Source organism: Enterobacter cloacae complex sp. 397G4 (assembly GCF_050031515.1).
GTDB lineage: Bacteria > Pseudomonadota > Gammaproteobacteria > Enterobacterales > Enterobacteriaceae > Enterobacter > Enterobacter hormaechei_C.
Genome location: NZ_JBLGWE010000001.1, coordinates 293,718 through 319,602 on the forward strand (window position 1 = coordinate 293,718; position 25,885 = coordinate 319,602).

22 protein-coding genes are annotated in these 25,885 nt (G+C 56.4%); 14 read left to right on the forward strand and 8 right to left on the reverse strand.

What is annotated here, in order from left to right; genetic code table 11:
- The first annotated feature begins 11 nt into the window (after nt 1-11).
- Together metH and ACQG1Y_RS01430 are read left to right on the forward strand one after the other, a co-directional pair.
- Nucleotides 12-3,695 (forward strand): methionine synthase, encoded by a 3,684-nt coding sequence (gene metH / locus ACQG1Y_RS01425; RefSeq protein ID WP_368740769.1) that lies wholly within the window; start codon nt 12-14, stop codon nt 3,693-3,695.
- A gap of 116 nt (nt 3,696-3,811) precedes the next feature.
- Entirely contained in the window at nt 3,812-5,443 is a 1,632-nt protein-coding gene (locus ACQG1Y_RS01430) for a Na/Pi cotransporter family protein (RefSeq protein ID WP_003860350.1), read from the forward strand.
- On the opposite strand, the gene ACQG1Y_RS01435 is transcribed toward ACQG1Y_RS01430, so the two are convergent.
- Together ACQG1Y_RS01435 and ACQG1Y_RS01440 are read right to left on the reverse strand one after the other, a co-directional pair.
- The gene (locus ACQG1Y_RS01435; RefSeq protein WP_032672198.1) at nt 5,440-5,727 is read right to left on the reverse strand and encodes an addiction module antidote protein; all 288 of its coding nucleotides are present in this window, start codon (nt 5,725-5,727) and stop codon (nt 5,440-5,442) included. The two genes, ACQG1Y_RS01430 and ACQG1Y_RS01435, sit on opposite strands and share 4 nt — an antisense overlap.
- A 6-nt stretch (nt 5,728-5,733) precedes the next feature.
- On the reverse strand, nt 5,734-6,036 hold the full coding sequence (locus ACQG1Y_RS01440) for a type II toxin-antitoxin system RelE/ParE family toxin (protein ID WP_023315213.1): 303 nt from the start codon (nt 6,034-6,036) through the stop codon (nt 5,734-5,736).
- 197 nt (nt 6,037-6,233) lie between these two features.
- On the opposite strand from ACQG1Y_RS01440, the gene rluF reads away from it, so the two are divergent.
- The gene (gene rluF / locus ACQG1Y_RS01445; RefSeq protein WP_003860347.1) at nt 6,234-7,106 is read left to right on the forward strand and encodes a 23S rRNA pseudouridine(2604) synthase RluF; all 873 of its coding nucleotides are present in this window, start codon (nt 6,234-6,236) and stop codon (nt 7,104-7,106) included.
- On the opposite strand, the gene ACQG1Y_RS01450 is transcribed toward rluF, so the two are convergent.
- The 3 genes from ACQG1Y_RS01450 to lysC form a co-directional block, all read right to left on the reverse strand.
- Nucleotides 7,107-7,379: a DUF3811 domain-containing protein gene (locus ACQG1Y_RS01450; RefSeq protein WP_032668823.1), complete on the reverse strand. Its 273-nt coding sequence runs from the start codon at nt 7,377-7,379 to the stop codon at nt 7,107-7,109.
- Nucleotides 7,380-7,429: 50 nt separating this feature from the next.
- Nucleotides 7,430-8,374: a ketopantoate/pantoate/pantothenate transporter PanS gene (gene panS, locus ACQG1Y_RS01455; RefSeq protein ID WP_015570166.1), complete on the reverse strand. Its 945-nt coding sequence runs from the start codon at nt 8,372-8,374 to the stop codon at nt 7,430-7,432.
- Between the two features lie 93 nt (nt 8,375-8,467).
- Nucleotides 8,468-9,817 carry a lysine-sensitive aspartokinase 3 gene (gene lysC / locus ACQG1Y_RS01460; protein WP_006810501.1) on the reverse strand — a complete coding sequence of 450 codons (1,350 nt, stop codon included), beginning with the start codon at nt 9,815-9,817 and terminating at the stop codon, nt 8,468-8,470.
- A 374-nt stretch (nt 9,818-10,191) separates the two neighbouring features.
- Here lysC and pgi point away from each other — a divergent pair, with 374 nt between their 5' ends.
- The 6 genes from pgi (at nt 10,192) to psiE (ending at nt 16,571) form a co-directional block, all read left to right on the forward strand.
- Entirely contained in the window at nt 10,192-11,841 is a 1,650-nt protein-coding gene (pgi, locus tag ACQG1Y_RS01465) for a glucose-6-phosphate isomerase (protein ID WP_165731023.1), read from the forward strand.
- A 366-nt stretch (nt 11,842-12,207) separates the two neighbouring features.
- Entirely contained in the window at nt 12,208-12,450 is a 243-nt protein-coding gene (gene yjbE, locus ACQG1Y_RS01470) for an exopolysaccharide production protein YjbE (RefSeq protein ID WP_003860341.1), read from the forward strand.
- Between the two features lie 63 nt (nt 12,451-12,513).
- Complete coding sequence (locus ACQG1Y_RS01475; RefSeq protein ID WP_368740770.1) at nt 12,514-13,152, forward strand: YjbF family lipoprotein; 639 nt, start codon at nt 12,514-12,516, stop codon at nt 13,150-13,152.
- Nucleotides 13,149-13,886 (forward strand): capsule biosynthesis GfcC D2 domain-containing protein, encoded by a 738-nt coding sequence (locus ACQG1Y_RS01480; RefSeq protein WP_015570167.1) that lies wholly within the window; start codon nt 13,149-13,151, stop codon nt 13,884-13,886. Before ACQG1Y_RS01475 ends, ACQG1Y_RS01480 begins: the two co-directional genes overlap by 4 nt.
- Entirely contained in the window at nt 13,886-15,982 is a 2,097-nt protein-coding gene (locus ACQG1Y_RS01485; protein WP_032103673.1) for a YjbH domain-containing protein, read from the forward strand. The genes ACQG1Y_RS01480 and ACQG1Y_RS01485 overlap by 1 nt, the downstream gene beginning before the upstream one ends.
- A 178-nt stretch (nt 15,983-16,160) precedes the next feature.
- Entirely contained in the window at nt 16,161-16,571 is a 411-nt protein-coding gene (gene psiE, locus ACQG1Y_RS01490) for a phosphate-starvation-inducible protein PsiE (RefSeq protein WP_000202963.1), read from the forward strand.
- 97 nt (nt 16,572-16,668) lie between these two features.
- On the opposite strand, the gene malG is transcribed toward psiE, so the two are convergent.
- The 3 genes from malG to malE all read right to left on the reverse strand — a co-directional run bounded on the left by malG (nt 16,669) and on the right by malE (nt 20,430).
- Nucleotides 16,669-17,559 (reverse strand): maltose ABC transporter permease MalG, encoded by an 891-nt coding sequence (gene malG / locus ACQG1Y_RS01495; protein ID WP_003860332.1) that lies wholly within the window; start codon nt 17,557-17,559, stop codon nt 16,669-16,671.
- 14 nt (nt 17,560-17,573) lie between these two features.
- Nucleotides 17,574-19,118, reverse strand: a complete 1,545-nt coding sequence (gene malF, locus ACQG1Y_RS01500) for a maltose ABC transporter permease MalF (RefSeq protein ID WP_017694723.1) — start codon at nt 19,116-19,118, stop codon at nt 17,574-17,576.
- Between the two features lie 121 nt (nt 19,119-19,239).
- On the reverse strand, nt 19,240-20,430 hold the full coding sequence (gene malE / locus ACQG1Y_RS01505) for a maltose/maltodextrin ABC transporter substrate-binding protein MalE (RefSeq protein ID WP_017382618.1): 1,191 nt from the start codon (nt 20,428-20,430) through the stop codon (nt 19,240-19,242).
- 371 nt (nt 20,431-20,801) lie between these two features.
- On the opposite strand from malE, the gene malK reads away from it, so the two are divergent.
- From malK to ubiA, 5 genes are all read left to right on the forward strand, one after another.
- Complete coding sequence (gene malK / locus ACQG1Y_RS01510) at nt 20,802-21,911, forward strand: maltose/maltodextrin ABC transporter ATP-binding protein MalK (RefSeq protein ID WP_003860329.1); 1,110 nt, start codon at nt 20,802-20,804, stop codon at nt 21,909-21,911.
- 42 nt (nt 21,912-21,953) lie between these two features.
- Complete coding sequence (locus tag ACQG1Y_RS01515) at nt 21,954-23,261, forward strand: maltoporin (protein ID WP_026094413.1); 1,308 nt, start codon at nt 21,954-21,956, stop codon at nt 23,259-23,261.
- A 114-nt stretch (nt 23,262-23,375) separates the two neighbouring features.
- Entirely contained in the window at nt 23,376-24,314 is a 939-nt protein-coding gene (malM, locus tag ACQG1Y_RS01520; RefSeq protein WP_414234812.1) for a maltose operon protein MalM, read from the forward strand.
- A gap of 172 nt (nt 24,315-24,486) precedes the next feature.
- Nucleotides 24,487-24,984, forward strand: coding sequence for a chorismate lyase (gene ubiC, locus ACQG1Y_RS01525; RefSeq protein ID WP_045907634.1), 498 nt, complete (start codon nt 24,487-24,489; stop codon nt 24,982-24,984).
- Between the two features lie 12 nt (nt 24,985-24,996).
- Nucleotides 24,997-25,863 (forward strand): 4-hydroxybenzoate octaprenyltransferase, encoded by an 867-nt coding sequence (gene ubiA, locus ACQG1Y_RS01530; RefSeq protein ID WP_015570176.1) that lies wholly within the window; start codon nt 24,997-24,999, stop codon nt 25,861-25,863.
- Nucleotides 25,864-25,885 lie beyond the last annotated feature (22 nt).

Here is a 25,885-nt window from a genome sequence, read left to right on the forward strand (position 1 = left end):
CGGGAGCAAGTGTGAGCAGCAAAGTAGAGCAACTGCGTGCGCAGTTAAATGAACGAATTCTGGTGCTGGACGGCGGCATGGGCACCATGATCCAGGGCTATCGTCTGAGTGAAGACGATTTCCGCGGCGAGCGCTTTGCCGACTGGCCTTGTGACCTGAAAGGGAACAATGACCTGCTGGTGTTAAGCAAACCGTCTGTTATCAGGGATATCCACAACGCTTACTTCGAAGCGGGTGCGGATATTGTTGAAACCAACACCTTCAACTCGACAACCATCGCCATGGCGGATTACCAGATGGAATCCCTGTCGGCGGAGATCAACTTTGAAGCGGCGAAGCTGGCGCGCGCCTGCGCCGACGAATGGACGGCCCGTACGCCGGACAAGCCGCGCTACGTAGCCGGGGTGCTGGGCCCAACCAACCGCACCGCGTCGATTTCTCCGGACGTCAACGACCCGGCGTTTCGGAACATCACCTTTGACCAGCTGGTGGCCGCGTATCGTGAGTCCACTAAAGCGCTGGTGGAAGGCGGTTCCGATCTGATCCTGATTGAAACCGTATTCGACACCCTCAACGCCAAAGCGGCAATTTACGCGGTGAAAGAGGAGTTCGAGGCGCTGGGCGTTGACCTGCCGATCATGATTTCCGGCACCATCACTGACGCTTCTGGCCGTACACTGTCCGGCCAGACAACCGAAGCGTTTTATAACTCCCTGCGCCACGCCGAAGCGCTCTCCTTCGGCCTGAACTGCGCGCTGGGGCCGGACGAGCTGCGCCAGTACGTGCAGGAGCTTTCGCGCATCGCAGAGTGCTACGTCACCGCCCACCCGAACGCCGGTCTGCCGAACGCGTTTGGTGAGTACGATCTGGATGCCGACACCATGGCGGCGCAAATCCGCGAATGGGCCGAATCTGGTTTCCTCAACATCGTCGGCGGCTGCTGCGGCACCACGCCTGAGCATATCGCCGCCATGAGCCGCGCCGTCGCCGAGCTTGCACCGCGCAAGCTACCCGAGCTTCCGGTAGCCTGTCGTTTGTCCGGCCTGGAGCCATTGACCATCGGCGACGACAGCCTGTTTGTGAACGTGGGTGAACGTACTAACGTTACCGGTTCTGCGAAGTTCAAGCGCCTGATCAAAGAAGAGAAGTACAGCGAAGCGCTGGACGTTGCCCGCCAGCAGGTAGAAAGCGGCGCGCAGATCATCGATATCAACATGGACGAGGGGATGCTTGATGCCGAAGCGGCAATGGTGCGTTTCCTCAACCTGATTGCCGGTGAGCCGGATATCGCCCGCGTGCCGATCATGATTGACTCTTCCAAATGGGAAGTCATCGAAAAAGGGCTGAAGTGCATTCAGGGCAAAGGCATCGTTAACTCCATCTCGATGAAAGAGGGCGTCGATACCTTTATCCACCACGCGAAGCTGGTCCGTCGCTACGGAGCCGCCGTGGTGGTGATGGCCTTCGATGAAGTGGGCCAGGCCGATACCCGCGAGCGCAAGATTGAGATTTGCCGCCGCGCGTACAAAATTTTGACCGAAGAGGTGGGCTTCCCGCCGGAAGACATTATCTTCGACCCGAACATCTTCGCCGTCGCGACCGGCATCGAAGAGCACAACAACTACGCCCAGGACTTTATCGGCGCGTGTGAAGACATTAAACGCGAGCTACCGCATGCGCTGATCTCCGGCGGCGTGTCAAACGTGTCGTTCTCGTTCCGCGGCAACGACCCGGTGCGTGAGGCGATCCACGCCGTATTCCTCTACTACGCCATCCGCAACGGGATGGACATGGGGATCGTCAACGCCGGCCAGCTGGCAATTTACGACGATCTGCCAGCCGAGCTGCGCGACGCCGTAGAAGACGTGATCCTCAATCGTCGTGACGACGCCACCGAACGCATGCTGGATCTGGCGGAAAAATACCGCGGCAGTAAATCTGACGAATCAGCCAACGTTCAACAGGCCGAATGGCGCTCCTGGGATGTGAATAAGCGTCTGGAATACTCGCTGGTAAAAGGCATTACCGAGTTTATCGAGCAGGATACCGAGGAAGCGCGTCAGCAGGCCGCCCGTCCGATTGAAGTGATCGAAGGGCCGCTGATGGACGGTATGAACGTGGTCGGCGATCTGTTCGGCGAGGGCAAAATGTTCCTGCCGCAGGTGGTGAAATCCGCCCGCGTCATGAAGCAGGCGGTGGCGTATCTGGAACCCTTTATCGAAGCCAGCAAAGAGAAGGGCTCCAGTAACGGTAAAATGGTCATCGCCACCGTGAAGGGCGACGTACACGACATCGGCAAAAACATCGTTGGCGTGGTGTTGCAGTGTAATAACTACGAAATTATCGATCTTGGCGTGATGGTCCCGGCGGATAAAATCCTCAGGACCGCGCGCGAAGTGAATGCGGATCTGATTGGTCTTTCCGGGCTGATTACGCCTTCGCTTGACGAAATGGTCAACGTGGCAAAAGAGATGGAGCGCCAGGGCTTTACCATTCCGCTGCTGATTGGCGGGGCAACCACCTCGAAAGCCCACACGGCGGTGAAAATCGAGCAGAACTACAGTGGGCCGACGGTGTATGTTCAAAACGCCTCGCGCACCGTGGGCGTGGTCTCCGCGCTGCTGTCCGACACCCAGCGCGATGACTTTGTCGCCCGCACCCGCAAAGAGTATGAAACCGTCCGCATTCAGCATGGACGTAAGAAACCGCGCACGCCGCCGGTTTCGCTTCAGGCGGCGCGCGATAACGATCTGGCGTTCGACTGGTCCAGCTATACGCCGCCGGTCGCACACCGTCTGGGCGTGCAGGACGTGACGGCCAGCATCGAAACGCTGCGTAACTACATCGACTGGACGCCGTTCTTCATGACCTGGTCGCTGGCGGGCAAATATCCGCGCATTCTTGAAGATGAGGTGGTGGGCGAAGAGGCGAAGCGCCTGTTTAAAGATGCTAACGACATGCTCGACAGGCTGAGCGCAGAGAAAGCCCTCAACCCGCGCGGCGTGGTGGGGCTGTTCCCGGCGAACCGCGTGGGCGACGATGTGGAAATCTACCGCGATGAAACCCGCACCCACGTGCTGGCCGTGAGCCACCACCTGCGCCAGCAAACCGAGAAAGTGGGCTTTGCCAACTACTGCCTGGCGGATTTCGTCGCACCGAAACTCTCCGGTAAAGCCGACTATATCGGCGCGTTCGCCGTAACCGGCGGTCTGGAAGAAGACGCGCTGGCGGATGCGTACGACGCGCAGCACGATGATTACAACAAAATCATGGTGAAAGCGATCGCCGACCGTCTGGCGGAAGCCTTTGCAGAGTACCTCCACGAGCGCGTACGTAAGGTTTACTGGGGCTACGCGGCGAATGAGAATCTCAGCAACGAGGAGCTGATCCGCGAAAACTACCAGGGCATTCGTCCGGCGCCGGGGTATCCGGCCTGCCCGGAACACACAGAAAAGGGCACTATCTGGAAGTTGCTGGACGTCGAAGCGCATACTGGCATGAAGCTCACCGAGTCGTTCGCCATGTGGCCGGGCGCGTCCGTTTCCGGCTGGTATTTCAGCCACCCGGACAGCAAGTACTTCGCCGTGGCACAGCTTCAGCGCGATCAGATTGAGGATTACGCCCTGCGTAAAGGCATGAGCGTGTCAGAGGTGGAACGCTGGCTGGCGCCGAATTTGGGCTACGACGCAGACTAACGTCACTTTTCCTTACAACAAACAGGGCACCGCTATGGTGCCTTGTCTCTTTCTTACGTTTAAACCCTTATACTGAACCTCAGGAAAACGAATAACGATAAGGAGGAATGCCTACCGTGTTGACGTTGTTACACCTGCTCTCCGCAGTCGCACTGCTGGTATGGGGCACCCATATCGTTCGTACCGGTGTGATGCGCGTGTTTGGCGCACGTTTACGTACCGTTCTCAGCGGCAGCGTTGAGAAGAAGCCGCTCGCCTTCTGCGCGGGTATTGGCGTCACGGCGCTGGTGCAAAGCAGCAACGCCACCACCATGCTCGTCACCTCGTTCGTGGCGCAGGATCTGGTGGCGCTCGCCCCGGCGCTGGTGATTGTCCTTGGCGCCGACGTCGGTACCGCGCTGATGGCGCGTATCCTGACATTCGATCTCTCCTGGCTGTCGCCACTACTGATTTTTATCGGCGTCATTTTTTTCCTCGGCCGTAAGCAAAGCCGTGCCGGGCAGCTTGGCCGCGTCGGTATTGGCCTCGGGCTGATCCTGCTGGCACTGGAGCTGATTGTGCAGGCTGTCACGCCGATCACCCAGGCCAACGGTGTGCAGGTCATCTTCGCCTCGTTAACCGGCGATATTATGCTGGATGCGCTGATCGGCGCGGTATTCGCCATCGTCAGCTACTCCAGCCTGGCAGCGGTCCTGCTGACGGCGACCTTAACCGCCGCAGGGGTAATTTCCTTCCCGGTGGCGCTGTGCCTGGTGATCGGTGCCAACCTCGGCTCTGGCCTGCTGGCGATGCTCAACAACAGCGCCGCCAACGCTGCCGCCCGCCGGGTGGCGCTGGGGAGTTTACTGTTTAAGCTGGTGGGTAGCCTGATCATTCTGCCGTTTGTGCACCCGCTGGCGAACCTGATGGATAATCTCTCTCTGCCGAAAGCGGAGCTGGTGATCTACTTCCACGTCTTCTACAACCTGGTGCGCTGTCTGGCGATGGTGCCGTTTGCCGCGCCGATGGCCCGCTTCTGCGAGCGGCTTATTCGTGATGAACCGGAGCTGGACGCGCGCCTTAAACCGAAGCATCTGGACACCTCGGTGCTGGATACTCCTGCGCTGGCAATCGCCAATGCCGCCCGCGAAACGCTGCGCATGGGCGACGCGATGGAAACCATGCTGGAAGGGCTGCAAAAGGTGATGCACGGCGAGCCGCGCGAAGAAAAAGAGCTGCGCAGGCTGGCGGACGATATCAACGTGCTGTATACCGCCATCAAGCTCTATCTGGCGCGGATCCCCCAGGACGAGCTGGCGGAAGAGGAGTCGCGCCGCTGGGCGGAAATCATCGAGATGTCGCTTAACCTGGAGCAGGCTTCGGATATTGTCGAGCGTATGGGCAGTGAAATCGCAGACAAATCCCTGGCCGCACGCCGGGCGTTTTCTGTTGAAGGGCTGAAAGAGCTGGAAGCGCTGCACGAACAGCTGGTCAGCAACCTGAAGCTGGCGATGTCGGTCTTCTTCTCCAGCGACGTGCCGAGCGCGCGCCGCCTGCGCCGCAATAAGCATCGTTTCCGCATCCTTAATCGCCGCTACTCACACGCCCACGTTGAGCGTCTGCACCAGCAGAACGTGCAGAGTATCGAGACCAGCTCCCTGCACCTGGGGCTGCTGGGGGATATGAAGCGTCTCAACTCGTTGTTCTGTGCGGTGGCCTATAGCGTGATGGAGCAGCCGGATGAAGACGACGAGCGGGATGAGTATTAATCCCCAGAGGGTTTGATTGTTAACCCAAGGCCCAATGCTTTCATGACCGCCAGCGTGGTTTTGAGCGTTGGGTTCCCCTTATCACTGAATGATCGATACAGTTGTTCTCGTGACAGGCCCGTTTGCTGGGAAATGGTCGACATCCCTTTCGCTCGGGCGATGACGCCCAGCGCTTCAGCAATGTACGCTGAGTCACCCGTCTCTAATGCATCAGCCATAAACACAGCGATTTCCTCGTCATCCACCAGTGCGTTGGCTGGATCGTAGGGTGTTAATTTATGCATGCTCATTCACTCCTGCCATTGGGATACATTGCTCAGCATTTTTGCCATAAGTATGTCTCTGGCCTGGCTGCTTTTGTCACCACCACATAACAGCACGATGATGCAATTGCCCTGGTCCTTAAAATAGACTCTGTAGCCCGGGCCAAAGTGGATCCTCAGTTCACTGATACCTTCCCCCACGGGTCTAATGTCGCCCGCTAAGCCATTTGCCAGCCTAAAGAGGCGGGAAGCGATAATCGTCTTTGCCCGCCTGTCCTTTAAATTTTGCTCCCAGCGTCGGAAGGATTCTGTCTGAACGATCTCCTTCATATTACTCCCTGTGATTTATAAACTACAAGCAATTGTCTCTGGAGAGTAAAGCTAAAAGGAGTTAGCTCAAGGATAAATAGCCTGACGCTAAATCCTGAAAGCGTCTCGCAAACTAAAAAAACCGTCTCAGTAACCGTCGGCTAATCTTTTTTTCCAGCCCAAACCTAAGGTATATTTCGCCCTTCACAGGAGAAACTATGCTGCCAACTCAATCAACCCGATTAAACAAATACATTAGCGAGAGCGGGATCTGCTCACGTCGCGAGGCTGACCGTTACATTGAACAGGGTAACGTGTTTCTTAACGGCAAACGCGCCACCATTGGCGATCAGGTAGTGCCTGGCGATGTGGTGAAAGTGAATGGTCAGGTCATCGAACCGCGTGATGCTGAAGACCTGGTGTTTATCGCGTTGAATAAACCGGTTGGGATTGTCAGCACCACGGAAGACGGTGAACGGGACAACATCGTTGATTTCGTGAACCACAGCAGCCGTATTTTCCCGATTGGTCGCCTGGATAAGGACTCTCAGGGGTTAATTTTCCTGACTAATCACGGCGATCTGGTGAATAAAATTCTGCGTGCCGGTAACGACCACGAGAAAGAGTACATTGTTACGGTGAACAAGCCGGTCACGGACGAGTTCATCCGGGGAATGGGCGCAGGCGTGCCGATTCTGGGCACCGTGACGAAGAAGTGTAAAGTCAGAAAAGAGGCGCCGTTTGCGTTTCGTATCACGCTGGTGCAGGGCCTGAACCGCCAGATCCGCCGCATGTGCGAGTACTTCGGTTATGAAGTGACGAAGCTGGAACGCACGCGCATCATGAACGTCAGCCTGTCCGGGATCCCGCTGGGCGAGTGGCGTGACTTAACGGATGACGAGCTGATCGAGCTGTTCAAACTTATCGAGAACTCCTCGTCCGAAGCGAAGCCGAAAGCTAAAGCCAAACCGAAAACGCAGGCGATTAAGCGTCCGGTGGTGAAGGCGCCGCAGGCGGAAGAGAAAGGGCGAGGCAAGCCGGGCAACGGAAAACGCTTTACCCAGCCGGGGCGCAAAAAGAAAGGGCGCTGATTAGCGCCTTCCACGGGTTGATGTGCTGGCGGACCAAGAGAAGGTTGCCTCTGCATCAGGTTTATAAGCCTGCTCTTTTTTCAGCTTGCGGGCTTTTTTCGCCGCAGCATCACGTTGCGCCATCAGTTTATCGATGTACTCTTTTTTAACCTGATTGGTTTCGGCGTTCGTCAGCGTGCGGCCATGCGTGATGCGGGCGCGGTCGAGAAGCGTTTTCAGTTCGCGCTGCTCGGCTTCGGTCATGTCTTTCTGGGTCAAACGTGGTGTAGCCATTGCTGAAGCCTCCTGATGGGGAGGCTTCAGTGTAAAGCAAGCCGGGTCAATTAACCCTGTTTCACCGCATCTTTTTTCGGTTGGTCATCAATCGGCTTACCGGACCAGTATCCAGCTAACAGCGAACCGGACAGGTTGTGCCAGACAGAGAACAGCGCCCCCGGTAGCGCTGCCAGCGGTGAGAAGTAAATTTTACCCAGCGCCGCTGCCAGGCCGGAGTTCTGCATCCCCACTTCGATCGCCAGCGTGCGGCAGGTGGATTCGTCAAAGCCAAACAGCTTTCCGCCCCAGTAACCGCCCAGCAGACCAATAGTGTTATGCAGCACAACCGCGACGATCACCACAAAGCCCACCGAAGCAATGTGCGATGCGGAACCGGCTACCACGGCGCTGATAATGGCCAGAATGCAGACCATCGAAAACGCGGGCAGATACGGCTCAACCGCTTTCACCACCCGCGGGAAGAGATGGTGGATCACCAGCCCCAGCGCAATCGGGATCACCACGATTTGCAGGATGCTGAGCAGCATGCCCATCACGTCCACCTGGATATGCGCGTCCACATACAGGCGGGTTAACAGCGGCGTGGCAATCACGCCCACCAGCGTGGAAACGGACGAGATGGTGACGGAGAGCGCCACGTCGCCTTTCGCCAGATAGATCATGACGTTAGATGCCGTACCGCTGGCTACGCTCCCCACCAGCACCATCCCGGCGGAAAGGTCGGGCGGCATCTTAAAGGCCATCGCCAGCAACCAGGCCGCGAGCGGCATCACCAGGTAGTGCAGGAAAATCCCTGCGGCAACCGGTGCCGGGCGAGACAGCACGCGTTTGAAATCGTCAATTTTCAGATGCACGCCCATGCCGAACATAATCAGCATCAGCAGCGTGGTGACCCACGGACCAATGCCCGTGAACGTGGCAGGAGTGTAATACGCGAGTACAGAGAGCAGCAGCGCCCATAACGGGAACAGCCGGGTGATAGCGGAGAGCATAGTGAATTCCTTGCAGTATTGTCGTGTTGTTTTGTTATAAAAAAGCCGGGTCTGTGCCCGGCTTATTGATATTGTTTATCGTGCTAACGAATTTTATTCAAACAAATTCTGATGAAGTTTCTGCACGACCTGCTCGGCCTGATCGGCAGGGACCAGGAAGCAGAGGTTGTAGCTGGACGCGCCGTAGCAAATCATGCGGATATTGAACGGGTCGAGCACGCCGAACACCTCTTTGCCCACGCCGCACGCGCGCGACAGCTTATTACCGATGATGGCCACCAGCGCCAGATCTTCTTCCACCTCCACGCGGCACAACTCGGAAAGCTCAATCAGCAACGACTGCGTCAGCAGGGTGTCGCCGGTAGAGGTGGAGCCGGTGGTGTCGAGCGTCAGCGCGATGCTGACTTCTGACGTGGTGATCAGGTCCACGGAGATATTGTGGCGCGCCAGGATGCCAAACACTTCCGCCAGAAATCCACGGGAGTGCAGCATATTATGGCTGTGCAGGGTAACCAGCGTCTGCTTACGACGCAGGGCCAGCGCGCGGAACAGCGGTGGGTTCTCGGTTTTCTTGCAGACCAGCGTCCCGCCCGCCTTTGGATCTTTACTGGAGCCAACGAAGACCGGAATGTCGCTGCGCACGGCGGGCAGCAGCGTGGCCGGGTGCAGCACTTTCGCGCCGAAAGTCGCCATTTCAGCCGCTTCTTCAAAGGCGATCACGTCAATACGTTTTGCCGCAGAGACCACGCGCGGGTCGGTGGTGTAGATACCCGGCACGTCCGTCCAGATATCCACGCGGGTGGCGTGCAGGGCTTCACCCAGCAGGGCGGCGGTGTAGTCGCTGCCGCCACGGCCCAGCGTGGTTGTGCGCCCTTTGGCTTCGCTGCCGATAAAGCCCTGGGTGATCACTATGCCTTCATCCAGACGCGGGGCAAGCTGCTGGTTAGTCAGCTCAGCCAGGGCTTCCACGTCCGGCTCGGCGCGGCCAAAGCGGTCGCTGGTGCGCATCACTTTACGCACGTCGAACCACTGCGCCTGAATATTGCGCTCGCGCATGATCTCAACGAACAGCAGTGTGGACATCAGTTCGCCGTGGCTGACCAGTTCATCGGTCAGTGCGCTGGAGGTGGCCAGCGACGCGGCTTCTGCCAGGGTGGTGATATTTTCCAGCAGGCGTTCCACTTCCTCACGAATGACGTTCGGGTTTTGCAGACGCTCGAGAATGTCGAACTGAATTTTGCGCAGTGCATCCAGCTTCACGAAACGCTCGGTCGCTTCCAGTCCTTCAGACAGGGAAACCAGCAGGTTCGTCACGCCGGCTGAGGCGGAAAGCACCACCAGGCGGGTATTCGGATCGGCCAGCACCACATCGGCGCTGCGGTTCATGGCATCGTAGTCTGCCACACTGGTGCCGCCAAACTTGGCGACCACAAAACTCGTCATAACAACCTCGTGTCAGGGAATGAATAGAGCGACCTTGGCACAAGAATGAAGCGAGAACAGGTGCAGGCGCAAAATACGGCCCTATAAATAAAATGCGGGGGAGGTCCTGTCAATGCTGGGATTATGCGGATTTTTCATGGGGGGGTACCCCTCAGAAACAGGACTTATAACAGGCCCATATTTTATGCTCCTTTTTCCCCCTTTTTGACCAACATTTCGCCACGCCGGAAGGGCGCGACAGCAGCTATACTTTTCGGGTCTTTTCACCTGCGTTTGATGCAGACCAGGGCAATGGCATAAAAACCATCACAATTTTTATTTGCAGGCGCTACAATCGACCGCAGTCACAATTCTCAAATCAGAAGAGTATTGCTATGAAAAACATCAACCCAACGCAGACCGCTGCATGGCAGGCACTACAGAAACATTTTGATGAAATGAAAGACGTCACTATCGCGGATCTGTTCGCGAAAGATGCCGATCGTTTCAGCAAGTTTTCCGCCACCTTCGATGACCTGATGCTGGTGGATTTCTCCAAGAACCGTATCACCGAAGAGACGCTGGCGAAGCTGCAAGATCTGGCGAAAGAGACTGAGCTGGCAGATGCCATCAAATCCATGTTCTCCGGTGAGAAAATCAACCGCACCGAAGACCGTGCCGTCCTGCACGTGGCCCTGCGTAACCGTAGCAATACGCCAATTATCGTAGACGGCAAAGATGTGATGCCGGAAGTGAACGCGGTGCTGGAAAAGATGAAAACCTTCTCTGAAGCGATCATCTCAGGTAGCTGGAAAGGCTACACCGGCAAAGCGATCACCGACGTCGTAAACATCGGTATCGGCGGCTCTGACCTCGGCCCGTTCATGGTGACCGAGGCGCTGCGCCCGTACAAAAACCACCTCAACATGCATTTCGTGTCCAACGTCGATGGGACTCACATCGCTGAAGTGCTGAAAAAGGTGAACCCGGAAACCACGCTGTTCCTGGTGGCGTCTAAAACCTTCACCACTCAGGAAACCATGACCAACGCCCACAGCGCGCGCGACTGGTTCCTGAAAACCGCGGGCGACGAAAAGCACGTGGCGAAACACTTTGCGGCGCTGTCCACCAACGGTAAAGCGGTGGGTGAGTTCGGTATTGATACCGCGAACATGTTTGAGTTCTGGGACTGGGTGGGCGGCCGCTACTCACTGTGGTCTGCGATCGGTCTGTCCATCATCCTGTCCGTGGGCTTCGACAACTTCGTTGAACTGCTCTCCGGTGCGCACGCGATGGACAAACACTTCTCCACCACCGCGCCTGAGAAAAACCTGCCGGTGCTGCTGGCGCTGATCGGGATCTGGTACAACAACTTCTTCGGCGCTGAAACCGAAGCGATTCTGCCGTACGACCAGTACATGCACCGCTTTGCGGCCTACTTCCAGCAGGGCAACATGGAATCCAACGGCAAGTACGTTGACCGTAACGGCAATGCGGTGGATTACCAGACTGGCCCAATCATCTGGGGCGAGCCGGGCACCAACGGCCAGCACGCGTTCTACCAGCTGATCCACCAGGGTACCAAAATGGTACCGTGCGATTTCATCGCCCCGGCGATTACGCACAACCCACTGTCCGACCACCATCCGAAGCTGCTGTCTAACTTCTTCGCCCAGACCGAAGCGCTGGCGTTCGGTAAATCCCGCGAGGTGGTTGAGCAGGAATACCTTGACCAGGGTAAAGATCCGGCTACGCTGGAGCACGTTGTGCCGTTTAAAGTGTTCGAAGGCAACCGTCCAACTAACTCCATTCTGCTGCGCGAAATCACGCCGTTCAGCCTGGGTGCGCTGATTGCCCTCTACGAGCACAAAATCTTCACTCAGGGCGCTATTCTGAACATCTTCACCTTTGACCAGTGGGGCGTTGAGCTGGGCAAACAGCTGGCAAACCGCATTCTGCCAGAGCTGGGTGACGATAAAGCGATCGACAGCCACGACAGCTCCACCAATGGTCTGATTAACCGTTATAAAGCCTGGCGTGCGTAATAAATATGTCATGAACAATGCCGGCGATATGCCGGCATTTTTTTATCGGATAATTCCTGATGTCTGTTAGTTATCTCAAATTCTGAATCTGAGTTTAATCCGAAAAAGACGGTAACCCCGTTAATTGCTGAGGTTTATTTTAAGAAAATACGGAGTGATATTTTAATGTTCTTATATTATAAATTGTTGATTTATAGTGATTATATATTTCCTTGATTCTTTTTTCCTTCCATTTTTAACCATTAGTCTGAAAACCTCATCCCTATTTACCCCCACGGTAAACCCACTGCTTTAGTTGTGTATACTCGAATCCGCCTGAATTTCTTTTCGGGCAAATCTCCATTCATTCATTGAAGGGAAATTGTTATGAAGAAAGTACTGTATGGCATTTTTGCCATATCTGCGCTTGCGGCGACGTCTGTCTATGCAGCTCCGGTCCAGGTCGGGGAAGCAGCAGGGTCGGCAGCGACGTCTGCGTCTGCGGGGAGTTCTACCGCAGCCAGCACCAGCGCCGTAAGTTCAGCCGTGGGTGTCGCGCTGGCGGCAACCGGTGGCGGTGATGGCTCCAATACCGGAACCACGACCACTACGACGACCAGCACCCAGTAATAACGGGTGTTTTAATCATAACCACACTTCGGTGTGGTTATTTCGCCCCTTCGGAGAAGAGTCGTGAAGCGACCTGCAATCATCCTGATTTGCCTGCTGTTGCAGGCGTGCTCAGCTACCACCAAAGGGCTGGGCCACTCACTGTGGGACAGCATGTTCGGCACGCCGGGCGTGCGTCTGACCGATGACGAACTTCAGAACATGCCGTATGCCAGCCAGTACATGCAGCTAAACGATGGTCCGCAACTGTTTGTGGTGCTCGCTTTCGATGAAAACGGGCAGCAGAAATGGGTGACGCAGGATCAGGCCACCATCGTGACGCAGCATTCCCGCATCGTGAAAACGTTGCTCGGCGGCGACAACCTGCTTGAGGTGAACAACCTGGCTGAAGATCCGCTCATCAAGCCGAATCAGATCGTCGATGGCGCAAGCTGGACGCGCACGATGGGCTGGATCGAGCATAAACAGGTGCGCTACGCCACGGCCCGCTCCACCTTCCGCTGGGACGGTACGGACAGTGTCAAAGTGGGCAGCGACGAAACGCAGGTGCGCGTGCTGGATGAAGAAGTGACAACCGATCAGGCCACCTGGCATAACCGCTTCTGGGTGGACGAAGAGGGGCAAATCCGCCAGTCCTTACAGTATCTCGGTGCCGGTTTCTTCCCGGTGAAGGCCACCCTGATCAAGGCGGCGAAATCATGAAAATGTTCATCCACATTGCGCTTCTCGCCAGCCTGACCTCGCCGCTGGCGTGGTCTGCGGGAACGGTACAGGTCTACACCCCGGACAGCGAAAAACCTAAAACCTTAACCAATGCCGGGCATCTGCTCGATCTGGTGGGGCAGCCGAGGCTGGCGAAAAGCTGGTGGACCGGGGCGGTGATCAGCGAGCGTCAGGCGACGATCGTAGCGGAACAAAAACATCAGGCGCTGCTCGCCCGACTGAGCGGGCTGGCACAACAGGAAGATACCGACGATGCCGCGGCCATTACTAGCCTGCGTCAACAGCTTCAGGCGGTTAAGGTGACGGGGCGCCAGAAGGTGAATCTGGATCCGGATGAGGTGCGCGTTGCGGAAAACGGCAATCCGTCGCTGGAAGGGGACTATACCCTGTGGCTTCCGGCTCAACCTTCCACCGTCACCGTGATGGGGCTTCTCAGCAGCCCTGGCAAAAAGCCGTTTACGCCGGGCCGGGACGTGGCGAGCTATCTCGACGAGCAAAGTCTGCTCAGCGGAGCGGATAACAGCTATGCCTGGGTGGTCTATCCGGACGGGCATACGCAGAAAGCGCCGGTGGCTTACTGGAATAAACGCCATATCGAACCTATGCCAGGCAGCATCATTTTTGTCGGTTTTGCCGACCATTTCTGGACGAAAGCGTATGACGGGCTTAATGCCGATATCCTTCGCTCCCTGATACAGCGGATACCGGAATAATGAAAAAAACCTATCTCTACAGCATGCTTGCACTGTGCGTGAGTGCCGCCTGTCATGCAGAAACGTATCCGGCACCCATCGGCCCGTCGCAGTCCGATTTTGGCGGCGTGGGCTTACTGCAAACCCCAACCGCGCGTATGGCCCGCGAGGGGGAAATCAGCCTTAACTATCGCGATAACGATCAGTACCGTTACTACTCTGCGTCCGTGCAGCTGTTCCCCTGGCTGGAGACCACGCTGCGCTACACCGACGTGCGTACAAAACAGTACAGCAGCGTGGATGCCTTCTCCGGCGACCAGACTTATAAAGACAAAGCTTTCGACGTGAAGCTGCGCCTGTGGGAAGAGAGCTACTGGATGCCGCAGGTCTCCGTTGGTGCGAAGGATATCGGCGGGACCGGCCTGTTTGACGCGGAATACATCGTGGCCAGCAAAGCCTGGGGACCGTTTGATTTCTCACTCGGTCTGGGATGGGGCTATCTCGGCACCAGCGGCAACGTCAAAAATCCGTTCTGTACCTACAGCGATAAATACTGCTACCGCGATAACAGCTACCAGAAAGCGGGCTCCATCAACGGGGACCAGATGTTCCACGGCCCGGCCTCGCTGTTTGGCGGCGTGGAGTATCAAACACCGTGGCAGCCGTTACGTCTGAAGCTGGAGTACGAAGGAAACGACTACTCGCAGGACTTCGCCGGGAAAATTGAGCAAAAGAGCAAGTTTAACGTCGGCGCCATTTACCGCGTCACCGACTGGGCCGACGTTAACCTCAGCTATGAGCGCGGTAATACCCTAATGTTTGGCTTTACCCTGCGCACTAACTTTAACGACATGCGGCCGCACTACAATGACAACCCGCGGCCAAAATATCAGCCGGAGCCGCAGGATGCGATCATTCAGCACTCCGTGGTAGCGAATCAGCTGACGCTGCTGAAATATAACGCGGGCCTGGCGGATCCAAAGATCCAGACCAAAGGCGATACGCTGTACGTCACCGGCGAGCAGGTAAAATACCGCGACTCCCGCGAAGGGATCGAGCGCGCCAACCGGATCGTCATGAACGATCTGCCGGAGGGGATCCGCACGATCCGCGTGACGGAGAACCGCCTCAACCTGCCGCAGGTCACAACCGAAACCGATGTTGCCAGCCTTAAGCGTCATCTTGAAGGCGAACCGCTGGGACATGAAACCGAGCTGGTACAAAAACGCGTTGAGCCGGTGGTGCCAGAGAGCACCGAGCAGGGCTGGTATATCGATAAATCCCGCTTCGATTTCCATATCGATCCGGTGCTGAACCAGTCCGTGGGTGGGCCGGAAAACTTCTACATGTATCAGCTGGGGGCGATGGCGACGGCGGATCTGTGGGTGACCGACCACCTGTTGACCACCGGTAGTCTGTTCGGCAACATTGCTAACAACTACGACAAATTTAACTACACCAACCCGCCGAACGATTCAAAACTGCCGCGCGTGCGTACCCGCGTTCGCGAATATGTGCAGAACGATATCTACGTGAATAACCTCCAGGCCAACTACTTCCAGTACTTCGGCAACGGCTTCTACGGCCAGGTTTACGGTGGCTATCTGGAAACCATGTTCGGCGGCGCCGGGGCAGAAGTGCTTTATCGTCCTGTCGACAGCAACTGGGCGTTTGGGATTGATGCTAACTACGTGAAACAGCGTGACTGGCGCAGCGCGCAGGACATGATGAAGTTCACCGACTACAGCGTCAAAACCGGCCACCTGACCGCCTACTGGACGCCGTCGTTCGCGCAGGACGTGCTGGTGAAAGCCAGCGTCGGCCAGTATCTGGCGGGTGATAAGGGCGGTACGCTGGATATCTCCAAACACTTCGACAGCGGCGTGGTGGTGGGCGGCTATGCCACCATCACCAACGTTTCGCCAGACGAGTACGGGGAAGGGGACTTCACCAAAGGGGTGTACGTGTCGATTCCGCTGGATCTGTTCTCATCAGGCCCAACCCGCAGCCGTGCGGCAGTGGGCTGGACGCCGCTGACGCGCGACGGCGGTCAGCAGCTTGGACGTAAATTCCAGCTGTATGATATGACCAGCGATAAGAACATTAACTTCCGCTGATGCTTATTTGCCCGGTGGCGCTGCGCTTACCGGGTCTACGAGAGTGTTTTTGTAGGCCGGGCAAACGCAGTGCCGCCCGGCAAGAATGTTCATCTGGACAAAACATAAACAAAAAATATAGATCCCCGTCACATTTTTGCGTTATACAGGAACCTCGCCCTGGAGAATGAGGTGCTGTATGACATCCCTGACGCGTCCGCGCGTTGAGTTTATCTCAACGATACTCCAGACCGTGCTGAACCTCGGTCTGCTGAGCCTTGGCCTGATCCTGGTCGTTTTTCTGGGTAAAGAGACGGTGCATCTGGCGGATGTGCTGTTCGCCCCTGAGCAAACCAGCAAATACGCGCTGGTGGAAGGCCTGGTGGTCTACTTTCTCTACTTTGAATTTATCGCCCTGATTGTGAAGTACTTTCAGTCCGGCTTTCACTTCCCGCTGCGCTATTTTGTCTACATTGGCATCACCGCCATTGTGCGGCTGATCATCGTCGATCATAAATCCCCGCTCGACGTGCTGATCTACTCGGCGGCGATCCTGCTGCTGGTGATCACCCTCTGGCTGTGCAACTCGAAGCGGCTGAAACGCGAATAAAAAAAATGGCGGCCCGGAGGCCGCCGAATAACAGTCACAAGTTGGTTCAATACAATACGTCTAAAGTTGAGGGTTGCAGTGGCATAACAAATGAAACTTAACCTTTCACACCGCCCGCCGTCAGGCCGTTGACCAGCCAGCGCTGGGCCAGCAGGAACACCACGGTAATCGGGATGGCAGAGAGGACGGCCGCCGCGGCAAAGTCGCCCCACAGGTAGTTTTGCGGGTTGAGGTACTGCTGCATACCGACGGCAAGGGTGTAGCTGTTCACATCGCGCAGTAGCAGTGAGGCGACCGGGACTTCGGTGATGGCGGCGATAAACGACAGGATAAACACCACCGCCAGAATCGGCACCGACAGCGGCAGCAGCACCAGACGGAACGCCTGCCACGGTGTCGCCCCATCCAGCGCCGCCGCTTCTTCCAGCGAACCGTCGATGGTTTCGAAATAGCCTTTGATGGTCCACACGTGCAGGGCGATGCCGCCAAGATAAGCGAAGATCACGCCGCCGTGAGTGTTCAGGCCGATGAACGGCACATACTGCCCAAGACGGTCAAACAGGGCATACAACGCCACCAGCGACAGCACGGCCGGGAACATCTGGAAAATCAGCATCCCTTTCAGCAGCGTCGCTTTGCCCGGGAAACGCATACGGGCGAAGGCGTAAGCGCAGGTGGTGGAGAGCGTCACGATGCCGATCGCAGTGATGGTCGCCACCTTCACCGAGTTCCATAGCCACAGCAGCACCGGGAACGGCGGCGGCGTGACGCGGCCATCCGCATGTTCCACGCTGAAGCCCAGCGCGAGCTTCCAGTGCTCCCAGGAGATTTCGTCCGGGATCAGGCTCCCGGTGGCGAAGTTCCCCGAGCGCAGGGAGATGGCGATAACCATCAGCAGCGGGAACATGATCGCCGCGATGAAAATCAGCAGGCCTAAGTGCGTCGCGAGGAGGCGCAGTTTCTGAGATTTGGGTTGTACCATTGCCATGTTCAGTGCCCTCCTTAGTCAAATTTCATACGTGTGGCTTTCAGGTTCACAATCGCCAGGGCGCCCACCAGCAGGAAGATCAGGGTGGCAATCGCCGCCGCCAGGCCGAAGTCCTGACCGCCGCCGCCCTCGAAGGCGATGCGGTAGGTGTAGCTCACGAGCAGGTCGGTATAGCCTGCCGGCGTGGTGGTGCCGAGACGGTCCGGGCCACCGTTGGTCAACAGCTGAATCAGCACAAAGTTGTTAAAGTTAAAGGCGAAGCTGGCGATCATCAGCGGCGTCAGCGGCTTAATGAGCAGCGGCAGGGTAATTTTGAAGAAGTTCTGGAACGGACCCGCGCCGTCCATCGCCGAGGCTTCGTACAGATCGTCCGGGATAGCCTTCAGCAGCCCCATGCACAGGATCATCATGTACGGATAACCGAGCCAGGTGTTCACGATGATAATCATCGAGCGGGCGGTGGTTGGGTCGCTGAACCAGGCCGGTTTGATACCGAACAGCGCGCTCAGCATCATGTTGATTTCACCGAAGCTCTGGTTAAACAGCCCTTTGAAAATCAGAATCGAGATAAACGACGGCACGGCGTAGGGCAGAATCAGCAGCACGCGGTAAATCGCTTTGCCTTTCAGGGACTCCCACTGCACGAGGCAGGCCAGCACCATGCCCACGGCCACGGTCAGGATCACGGTCAGCACCGAGAATACCACCGTCCAGACGAAGATGGCGAAGAAGGGTTTCTGGATGCCTTCGTCGGTAAATACGCGGGTGAAGTTGTCCCAGCCGATGGTGACGGTATAGCCCGGGCTGAGTTTGTCGTCGCCCCAGCTGCCGTCGGCATTCACCGACTGATAGAAACCGATATCGTTGTTCGGACGGTACTTCACGCCGCTCTGGTTGTTGGTCAGCGTGCCGTCATCCGCCAGAGTATAAAGCGGCTGCGTGCCGGAGAACTGGCGCAGCGAGCTCATGGTCACTTTGCTTTCGTCTGGCAGCACGGCGGTGAGCTGGGTCAGCGCCTGACGATTCTGGGTAATGATACGCAGGTTCGCACGTTCACCTTCCGGCAGGGCCGCAGCCTCTTTTAAGGCCAGCTTCTGCTCGCCGCCAAATTTGAACGCGTCGGAAAGATAGGTTTTGCCGCTCTCACCGTCAGTGAGCGCTAACTTCCACTCGTCACCCGTGGGATACAGGCCGAAGTTAAAGGTTTTACCCGCCTGGTAAGAACGATCCAGAAGCACCTGGGTGGCACGCTCCTGCGCGAGCTGGTTGGTGCTGCTGTAGTTGGTAAAGGCAATCGCGATGGTGCAGATCAGCGGAAAGAGGACAAACAGCCCCATCCCGGCAACGCCCGGGTAGACATAGCGCCAGGCGTACGCTTTACGGTTGGCGAAAATATACAGGCCAACCGAGCTTAAAATCAGCGTCATGATGGCAAACAGGTATTCCCCTTGCACGTACATTAAAACAACAAGGTAACCCACCAGCAGACACAGCAGACCTATCACTGACCACTTCAGTGCGTCGCTTTGCCACCAGTGTTTCTTTTTAATGACATCCATGGGGTTCTTCCTCTACAACGGTGGAAACTTATCGTCAGGTGGCGCTGCGCTTACCTGACCTACGGATCGTGCCGTAGTCGTAGGGCGGGTAAGCGCACGCGCCACCCGCCGTTTTTCAGACTTACTTAGTAATACGGCCCTGAGCATCTTTCAGTGCGGCATCGACAGTCTGGCGACCGCTTGCAGCGTTGATGACCGCGGTACGGGTGGCGTACCAGAACGCAGCCATCTGTGGGATGTTCGGCATGATTTCGCCTTTCTGGGCGTTATCCATGGTGGCCGCAATACGCGGATCTTTCGCCAGCTGATCCTGGAAGGATTTCAGCGCAACGGCGCCCAGCGGCTTGTCCTTGTTCACTTCATCCAGACCCTGATCGGTCAGCAGGTAGTTTTCGAGGAACTCTTTCGCCAGCTCTTTGTTCGGGCTGGCGGCGTTGATGCCTGCGCTCAGCACGCCCACGAACGGTTTAGACGGCTTGCCGTTGAAGGTTGGCAGCAGGGTCACGCCGTAGTTGATTTTGCTCTTGTCGATGTTGGTCCAGGCCCACGGACCATTGATGGTCATCGCGGTTTCGCCTTTGTTGAACGCCGCTTCCGCGATGGAGTAGTCGGTATCCGCATTCATGTGTTTGTTCTTGATGAGGTCAACCAGGAAGGTCAGACCCGCTTTCGCACCTGCGTTGTCCACGCCCACGTCTTTCACGTCATATTTGCCGTTTTCAAACTTGAACGCGTAACCGCCGTCGGCAGCAATCAGCGGCCAGGTGAAGTACGGCTCTTGCAGGTTGAACATCAGGGCGGATTTACCTTTCGCCTTCAGCTCTTTATCCAGAGCAGGGATCTCTTCCCAGGTCTTCGGCGGGTTTGGCACCAGGTCTTTGTTGTAAATCAGAGACAGCGCTTCAACCGCGATTGGGTAAGCGATCAGCTTGCCGTTATAGCGAACGGCGTCCCAGGTGAACGGGAACAGTTTGTCCTGGAAGGCTTTGTCTGGCGTAACTTCTGCCAGCAGGCCAGACTGCGCGTAGCCCCCGAAACGGTCATGCGCCCAGAAGATAATGTCCGGACCATCGCCAGTTGCCGCAACCTGCGGGAACTTCTCTTCCAGTTTGTCCGGGTGTTCTACGGTGACTTTGATACCGGTGTCTTTCTCGAATTTTTTGCCCACTTCGGCCAGACCGTTATAGCCCTTGTCGCCGTTAATCCAGATAACCAGCTTACCTTCTTCAATTTTGGCGAGAGCCGGTGCGGAAATCATCATTGCTGCGAGGGCGGACAATGCGAAAACGCGTGCGCCAGTCTTGATCTTCATATCTGCCATCCTTTATTGGTGATGTGCTCGTGGATACATAAGGTGGTTCAACGTGACTCAGTCTCCTTATTTGACATCCTCTTTCCATCCTCCCAGTCCCTACGCCCCACCCCCTGTTTGTGTGATCCCTGTAACATAAATTTAAGTTATGAGTGCTGGCGCACATAAAAACCCACTGAATTTTGCAGGCCGCTTCACGATTTTCGCCTCAGCCCCTCCGCTGCGGTCGCAGAGCCTGCTCTCTCATCCTCCCGCCTCCTCCCCCATAAAAAAGCCGGGGGGTGGAGGATTCACGAAAGTAATGGAACACGCATAGTGAACTTATCTTGAATGTTTCTGTCGGTGACAGGTTGTAACGAAGGGAGAAGGGCATGGCGAGCGTACAGCTGCGTAATGTAACGAAAGCCTGGGGCGACGTAGTGGTGTCAAAAGACATCAATCTGGACATCCACGAAGGTGAGTTTGTGGTGTTCGTGGGTCCATCAGGCTGTGGTAAATCGACTCTGCTGCGTATGATTGCCGGTCTTGAAACCATCACCAGTGGCGATTTATTTATTGGTGATACCCGAATGAACGACATCCCGCCAGCTGAACGCGGCGTGGGCATGGTGTTCCAGTCTTATGCCCTTTATCCGCATCTTTCCGTTGCCGAGAACATGTCCTTTGGCCTGAAGCTGGCCGGCGCGAAAAAAGAGACCATTAACCAGCGCGTCACCCAGGTGGCGGAAGTGCTCCAGCTGGCACATCTGCTGGAGCGTAAACCGAAGGCGCTCTCCGGTGGTCAGCGTCAGCGTGTGGCCATTGGCCGTACGCTGGTGGCCGAGCCGCGCGTGTTCCTGCTCGATGAACCGCTTTCTAACCTGGATGCCGCCCTGCGCGTCCAGATGCGTATCGAAATCTCCCGTCTGCACAAACGCCTTGGACGCACGATGATTTACGTCACCCACGATCAGGTCGAAGCGATGACGCTGGCCGACAAAATCGTGGTGCTGGACGCCGGTCGCGTGGCGCAGGTGGGCAAACCGCTGGAGCTGTATCACTACCCGGCAGACCGCTTTGTTGCGGGCTTCATTGGCTCGCCAAAGATGAACTTCCTGCCCGTAAAAGTGACCGCGACGGCAATCGAACAGGTACAGGTGGAGCTGCCAAACCGTCAGCAAGTCTGGCTGCCGGTCGACAGCGCCAACGTACAGGTGGGGGCCAATATGTCCCTCGGTATCCGCCCTGAGCATTTACTGCCGAGCCACATCGCTGATGTGACGCTGGAAGGTGAAGTTCAGGTCGTCGAACAGCTTGGTCACGAAACACAGATTCATATCCAGATCCCCGCCATCCGTCAGAACCTGGTCTACCGCCAGAATGACGTGGTGTTGGTAGAAGAGGGTGCCACATTCGCTATCGGTTTGCCGCCAGAGCGCTGCCATCTGTTCCGTGAGGATGGCACTGCATGTCGTCGGTTGCACAAAGAGCCAGGCGTTTAAGCATTCCAATTACAAAGAAAAGCAATGATCTCAGGAGATAGAATAATGATTACTCTGCGCAAAGTCCCTCTGGCTGTCGCCATTGCGGCAGGCATCCTGTCTGCCCAGGCGGGCGCCGTAGACTTTAAAGGTTATGCTCGTTCCGGCATTGGCTGGACCGGAAGTGGCGGTGAACAACAATGTTTCCAGGCAACAGGCGCACAAAGTAAATACCGTCTCGGTAACGAATGTGAAACCTACGCCGAACTGAAACTGGGCCAGGAAGTGTGGAAAGAAGGCGACAAGAGCTTCTATTTCGACACCAACGTAGCGTACTCCGTTTCTCAACAGAATGACTGGGAATCCACCAGCCCGGCCTTCCGTGAAGCTAACGTGCAGGGTAAAAACCTGATTGAATGGCTGCCAGGCTCTACCATCTGGGCCGGTAAACGCTTCTATCAGCGTCATGACGTACACATGATCGACTTCTACTACTGGGATATCTCTGGTCCTGGTGCCGGTATTGAAAACATCGATCTGGGCTTTGGTAAACTCTCTCTGGCAGCGACCCGTTCTTCTGAGTCCGGCGGTTCTGCAACCTTCGCCGATCGTGATGCGAACGGCGACCGTATTTATGACAACGTGGTACCAAACGATGTCTTCGACGTCCGTTTAGCCGGTCTGGAAACCAACCCGGGCGGTACGCTGGAGCTGGGCGTTGACTACGGTCATACCAACATTCCTGACGACTACTACCTGCAACCTGGCGCCTCTAAAGATGGCTGGCTGTTCACCGCTGAACACACCCAGAGCATGATGAAAGGCTTCAACAAGTTCGTACTGCAATACGGTACGGATTCCATGACCTCTAACGGTAAAGGTATTCCACAGGGCGGCAGCATCGATAACGACGGCTCTATGTGGCGCGTGCTGGATCACGGTGCAATCACCCTGGCAGACCGTTGGGACCTGATGTACGTCGGTATGTACCAGAACATCGATCGTGACAACAACAACGGTACCGAGTGGTGGACCGTGGGTGTTCGTCCAATGTTCAAATGGACGCCGATCATGAGCACCTTGCTGGAAGTGGGCTACGACAACGTCAAATCTCAGAAAACTGACGACAAAAACAGCCAGTACAAAATCACCCTGGCACAGCAATGGCAGGCAGGCGACAGCATCTGGTCCCGTCCGGCTATCCGCGTCTTCGCAACCTACGCGAAGTGGGATGAGAAATGGGGCTACGCGAACAACGGCGATACGGGCTACACCTCTGGCGTAGCATATAGCGACACCTCCGCGAAAACCTTCAGCCGTGGTGACAACGATGAGTGGACCTTCGGCGCCCAGATGGAAATCTGGTGGTAATTCGTCAAGCCTGACGTAATGACCTGAAAAGAGGGGCGCAAGCCCCTCTCTCCTTAGGGTGCTGCGCGCTATTGCCTGGCCACCGCAGTGCTCACGCTATCAGAGGTAATAACAATGAAAATGAAGAAAAGTCTCGTCGCGCTGTGCCTCTCTGCGGGGCTGTTGGCCTGTGCGCCTGCGGTCACCTTTGCAGATGTGAATTTTGTTCCTCAAAATACCAGCGCTGCGCCAGCTATTCCGGCTGCGGCACTACAGCAACTGGTGTGGACGCCAGTTGATCAATCGAAAGCACAAACTACCCAGCTTTCAGCGGGGGGCCAGTCACTGAACGTGCCGGGTATCAGCGGTCCGGTCGCGGCTTTCAGCGTGCCGGCGAATATCGGCGAGCTGACCCTGACGTTGACCAGTGAAGTCAATAAACAGACCAGCGTCTTCGCGCCTAACGTGCTGATCCTCGATCAGAACATGACGCCATCCGCGTTCTTCCCAAGTGACTATTTCAGCTATCAGGAGCCTGGCGTCATGAGTGCCGATCGGCTGGAAGGCGTTATGCGCCTGACGCCAGCCCTGGGTCAGCAGAAGATTTATGTCCTGGTGTTCACGACTGAAAAAGATCTGCAACAGACAACGAAGCTTGTTGACCCGGCAAAAGCCTATGCGAAAGGCACGGGGAACTCAGTCCCGGATATTCCGGACCCGCTTGCCCGTCATACCACCGATGGTCTGATCAAGCTGAAAGTCTCCACCAACAGTGCCTCCAGCGTACTCGTAGGCCCGCTGTTTGGCTCATCTGGCCCGGGTCCGGTAACGGTGGGTAATACTGCCGCGCCTGTGTACGCCGCGCCAGCCGCAGCACCGGCCGCAGCCCCGGCCCCGGCGAAAAAAACCGAGCCCGTGCTTAACGATACTGAAACTTACTTTAACAACGCCATCAAGCAGGCGGTTAAAAACGGCGATGTCGATAAAGCGCTGAAACTGCTTGATGAAGCTGAGCGTTTAGGTTCAACCACTGCCCGTTCCACCTTTATCAGCAGTGTAAAAGGCAAGGGGTAACCGTCTCCCCACAGTGCTGATTTTGTTAGTCGTTTAGTGCGCCTTCACGGGCGCACTTTTTTTGGCTAAGTTGCGCCATTGTTGCGATAGTGATCGCTAAATTTGGTTTGTCCGTCCTCATTTTGCCAATCTGCGATACAATGCCTTTACGTTATGTATCGGAGAGTCTGGCATGTCACACCCCGCGCTAACGCAGCTGCGTGCGCTACGCTATTTCGACCAAATACCCGCGCTTGACCCGGAGCAACTGGACTGGCTGCTGCTGGAAGATTCCATGACAAAACGTTTTGAGCAACAGGGTAAAACGGTCACGGTGGCGATGATTCAGGAAGGGTTTGTCTCGCCTGCGGAGATTGCCAGCGAGCTGCCGCTGCTGCCGCAAGAAGAACGCTACTGGCTGCGTGAAATTTTACTGTGTGCAGATGGCGAGCCGTGGCTTGCCGGGCGGACGGTGGTTCCTGAGTCTACACTTTCCGGGCCGGAGCTGGCATTGCAACGCCTCGGCAAAACGCCCCTGGGGCGCTATCTGTTCACCTCGTCTGAACTGACCCGTGATTTTATTGAAATTGGTTGCGATGCCGATTTGTGGGGGCGCCGTTCCCGCCTTCGTTTGAGTGGCAAGCCGTTAATACTGACGGAACTCTTTTTGCCTGCATCGCCGTTGTACTAAGAGGGAGAAAAAATGGAGTGGAGTCTGACGCAGAATAAGCTGCTGGCCTATCACCGCCTGATGCGTACTGATAAACCCATTGGCGCGCTGCTGCTGCTGTGGCCGACCTTATGGGCGCTGTGGGTTGCCACGCCGGGCGTGCCGCCGCTGTGGATCCTGGCGGTGTTTGTGGCGGGCGTCTGGCTGATGCGCGCTGCGGGCTGTGTGGTTAACGACTATGCTGACCGGAAATTTGATGGACATGTTAAGCGCACCGCGAATCGTCCTCTGCCGAGCGGTCAGGTGACCGGGAAAGAGGCGCGCATTCTGTTTGTGGTGCTGGTGCTTCTCTCTTTTATGCTGGTGTTAACCCTTAACACCATGACCATTCTGCTGTCCGTTGCTGCTCTGGCGCTGGCCTGGGTTTACCCGTTCATGAAGCGATACACCCATCTGCCGCAGGTGGTATTGGGTGCGGCATTTGGCTGGTCGATTCCCATGGCGTTTGCCGCGGTCAGCGAGTCCGTTCCGCTCAGCTGCTGGCTGATGTTCCTGGCGAATATTCTCTGGGCCGTTGCGTACGATACCCAATACGCGATGGTCGATCGCGATGACGATCTCAAGATTGGCATCAAATCGACGGCGATCCTGTTTGGTCGTCACGACAAACTTATCATCGGCATATTGCAGGTGGCGGTGCTGGCGCTGATGGTGGCGATTGGTCGCCTGAACGGCCTGAACTGGGAGTTTTACTGGTCCGTACTGGTGGCGGGGCTACTGTTTGCGTATCAGCAGAAGCTGATCGCGAAACGCGAGCGTGAAGCCTGCTTTAAAGCGTTTCTGAATAATAACTACGTCGGGCTGGTGCTGTTTCTGGGCCTGGCGATGAGTTACTGGTGATAAAAAAGCCGGGTGGCGGCTT